This is a genomic window from Burkholderia sp. Ac-20384 (genome assembly GCF_017104605.1).
GTDB lineage: Bacteria > Pseudomonadota > Gammaproteobacteria > Burkholderiales > Burkholderiaceae > Burkholderia > Burkholderia lata.
In genome coordinates, this window is sequence record NZ_JAAGPE010000549.1 from 1 (window position 1) to 3,103 (window position 3,103).

The following is a 3,103-nucleotide window of genomic DNA, read 5'->3' on the forward strand; positions in this document are numbered from 1 at the left end:
AGGGGAGGTAGGTGTGTGGAGATGAGAGCTAGAGTGAGAGCGAGCGGTGGGGGATGGGAGATGTAGGAGATGAGCCACAGTGGTGGCCGCAGCGAGTAAGATGAGCGATATGGATAGGTGGTGTAGGGAGAGCAGAGAGGGTGTGTGGGGAGAGAGTATGTGGAAGGGGTAGTGGTGGGGGGGGGGGGGGGGGGAGGGGGGAGGGGGGGGGGGGGAGGGGGGGGGGGGGGGGGGGGGAAAGAAGAAGAAGGAAGAAGAGAGAAAAGGAAGGGAGGGGAGGGAAGAAGGGGGAGAGGAAGAGAGAGAAGAGGGAAAGAGAGAGGAGAGGAGCGGACGGAAGAAGGAGAGTAGGCCGCGAGCGCAACGGCGAAGGGAAAGAAGAGGCCGCCCAGCTCGGCTGCGAGCGCGGTGCCCGCCGCGTCGTTCAGGTCGGCGAGCACGACCGTGCCGCCTGCCTGCGCGAGCATCCGCGCCGTGCCGGCGCCGAGGCCCGATGCGCCGCCCGTGATCAGAAACACGTTGCCGCGAATTTCCATGACTGTCTCCTTTGTCGACCGCCCTTGGCGCTTCAGCGCTTAGGGAGGTCCCATGCCAAGGCGGTCGACCGCCCTTGGCGCTTCAGCGCTTGGGGCGGTCCCATGCAAGGCGGTTGAGCGCCATTGTCGCTTCGGCTCAAGTAGCGCTTCCACACCAACGCTTGCCCGATCCGACACTGCGCGATTGGTTGAAATGCCGGTCCGCCCGTAACGGTGGGCCCCGCACTCGACCGATTGTACGAGGCGCCTTCGCGCGACGGCGAGACCGGAACGGCCGTGCGCATTCCGCCCGGGCAAAAAAAAGCCGCCCGGAAAGGGCGGCTTGCGGGTGCGCGACGCGTTGCTTACTTCAGTGCGCCAAACGCGCGCTCGCGGATTTCCTCGACGCTGCCGAGGCCCGAGATCTTGCGATACTGCGGAGCCTTCAGGCCGTTTTCCTCGCCGCGCTGCGCCCAGTCGCCGTAGTACGTGATCAGCGGCTTGGTCTGCGCTTCGTACACTTCGAGGCGCTTCTTGACGGTTTCTTCCTTGTCGTCGTCGCGCTGGATCAGCGGCTCGCCCGTCACGTCGTCGTGGCCTTCGACCTTCGGCGGGTTGAACTTGACGTGGTACGTGCGGCCCGATGCCGGGTGCGTGCGGCGGCCGCTCATGCGCTCGATGATTTCCGAGAACGGCACGTCGATCTCGAGCACGTAGTCGATCGCGACGCCGGCTTCCTTCATGGCGTCAGCCTGCGCGATCGTGCGCGGGAAACCGTCGAACAGATAGCCGTTCGCGCAGTCGGATTCCTTCAGGCGCTCCTTGACCAGGCCGATGATCAGCGCGTCCGGCACCAGCTTGCCGGCGTCCATGTAGCCCTTCGCCTCGACGCCGAGCGGCGTGCCGGCCTTCACGGCCGCGCGCAGCATGTCGCCCGTCGAGATTTGCGGGATGCCGAATTTTTCCTTGATGAAGTTTGCCTGGGTGCCCTTTCCCGCGCCGGGCGCGCCCAACAGGATCAAACGCATGGTGATATCTCCAGTATGTAGATTCGTGTGGCGAGACGCAAAAAGCGCCGGCGACGGTGTGCGCGGGGCTTGCCTGGCACGTGGCGGACCGGTCTGATGCGGCGCGTCGGGTTGAGCGACGCGCGGCTGCCGGCAGGGCCGCGGGCGGGGTCAAGCGAGGACGCGCTGGTCGCGGACGGCTCGCACAATCGCCTGATTATGCCACGGGTTATTTTGATGACGGCTGAAAAAGGGCCTGCACGCGTGCGAGATCGGCCGGCGTGTCGATTCCGGCTTCGGGCGCGGACTCGGTGATCAGCACTGCGATGCGCTCGCCGTGCCACAGCGCGCGCAGCTGTTCGAGCTGCTCGGCCTGTTCGATCGGCGCCTGCGCGAGCGTCGGATACGTGCGCAGGAAACGCGCGCGATACGCATAGAGGCCGATGTGCCGGTAGACCGGGAAAGCGGGCGCAGGCATGGCCGCGACGTCGGGCCAGTGCGGCTGGTATGCGTCCCGGCTCCACGGAATCGGCGCACGCGAGAAGTACAGCGCGACGCTCTGCGCGTCGAGCGCGACCTTCACCACGTTCGGGTTGAACACGTCGGCGGCGTCGTGGATCGGGTGGGCGGCCGTCGCAATCGCGCAGGCCGGGTGGGCGGCGAGGTGCGACGCTACGTCGCGTACGAGCACGGGGTCGATCAGCGGCTCGTCGCCCTGCACGTTGACGACGACGGTGTCGTCGCTCCACCCGAGCGTCGCCGCGACTTCCGCGAGCCGGTCGGTGCCCGACGGATGGTCGGCGCGCGTCAGCACCGCTTCGAAGCCGTGATCGCGGGCCGCATCGAGCACGCTCTGCGCGTCGGACGCGACCAGCACCTGCTGCGCGCCCGCTTCGCGCGCGCGTTCGGCGACGCGCACGACCATCGGCTTGCCGCCGAGATCGGCGAGCGGCTTGTTCGGGAGTCGCGTCGACGCGAGCCGGGCGGGAATGACGGCGATGAAGGGTTGAGTCATCGGGGAGGGCGGTGAGAAGAGCGGAGCGGGCGGCGCGTCTGGTGCGGGCCGCCCGGCGGGGTTCGGCGCCCTCGCGGCGGACGGGCCGCGGCGAGGGCCGGGTCGGGCGGCTTAGCGGCCGGCCGGGTCGACCGGCGTGCCTTCGACGGTCTGGCGTGCCTCGTCGACCAGCATCACCGGGATGCCGTCGCGGATCGGGTAGGCGAGCTTGTCCGCGTTGCAGATCAGCTCCTGCGCGGCACGGTCATAGTGGAGCGGGCCTTTGCAGATAGGGCACACAAGGATTTCAAGCAGGCGAGCGTCCACGGAGTTTCTCCACAACGAGGGCAATGAGGCGAGGATCGAGCGCGGCTTCGACGGGGACAACCCACAGTCGGGCGTCGCGCCAGGAAGCGCCCAATTTTACTGCATCCTTCTCGGTGATCAGGATCGCATCGACGGCGTCGTCGACGAACGGATTGTCGGCGAACGCGTAGTGGTCGGGCAGCGCGCGCGTCGCGGGCGCGAGACCGGCCGAGCGCAGCGTCGCGAAAAAGCGTTCCGGCGCGCCGATGCCGGCCGCGGCC

The 3,103-nt window shown here is 67.8% G+C and carries 4 protein-coding genes and 1 pseudogene; all 5 read right to left on the bottom strand.

Features of this window, described 5'->3' with window-relative positions; translation table 11 throughout:
• Positions 1 to 377: 377 nt before the first annotated feature.
• Positions 378 to 536: pseudogene (locus G3O00_RS41475) on the bottom strand (SDR family NAD(P)-dependent oxidoreductase); the annotation flags it as partial.
• Positions 537 to 880: 344 nt separating this feature from the next.
• Positions 881 to 1,543, bottom strand: coding sequence for an adenylate kinase (adk, locus tag G3O00_RS41480; protein ID WP_011352990.1), 663 nt, complete (start codon positions 1,541 to 1,543; stop codon positions 881 to 883).
• Positions 1,544 to 1,751: 208 nt separating this feature from the next.
• Positions 1,752 to 2,537: a 3-deoxy-manno-octulosonate cytidylyltransferase gene (kdsB, locus tag G3O00_RS41485; RefSeq protein WP_011352989.1), complete on the bottom strand. Its 786-nt coding sequence runs from the start codon at positions 2,535 to 2,537 to the stop codon at positions 1,752 to 1,754.
• 111 nt (positions 2,538 to 2,648) lie between these two features.
• Positions 2,649 to 2,843, bottom strand: a complete 195-nt coding sequence (locus tag G3O00_RS41490; RefSeq protein WP_010090898.1) for a Trm112 family protein — start codon at positions 2,841 to 2,843, stop codon at positions 2,649 to 2,651.
• Positions 2,824 to 3,103, bottom strand: a 280-nt coding sequence (locus G3O00_RS41495; protein WP_206146469.1) for a tetraacyldisaccharide 4'-kinase, incomplete at its 5' end; no start/stop codon positions are given. The genes G3O00_RS41490 and G3O00_RS41495, both read right to left, overlap by 20 nt.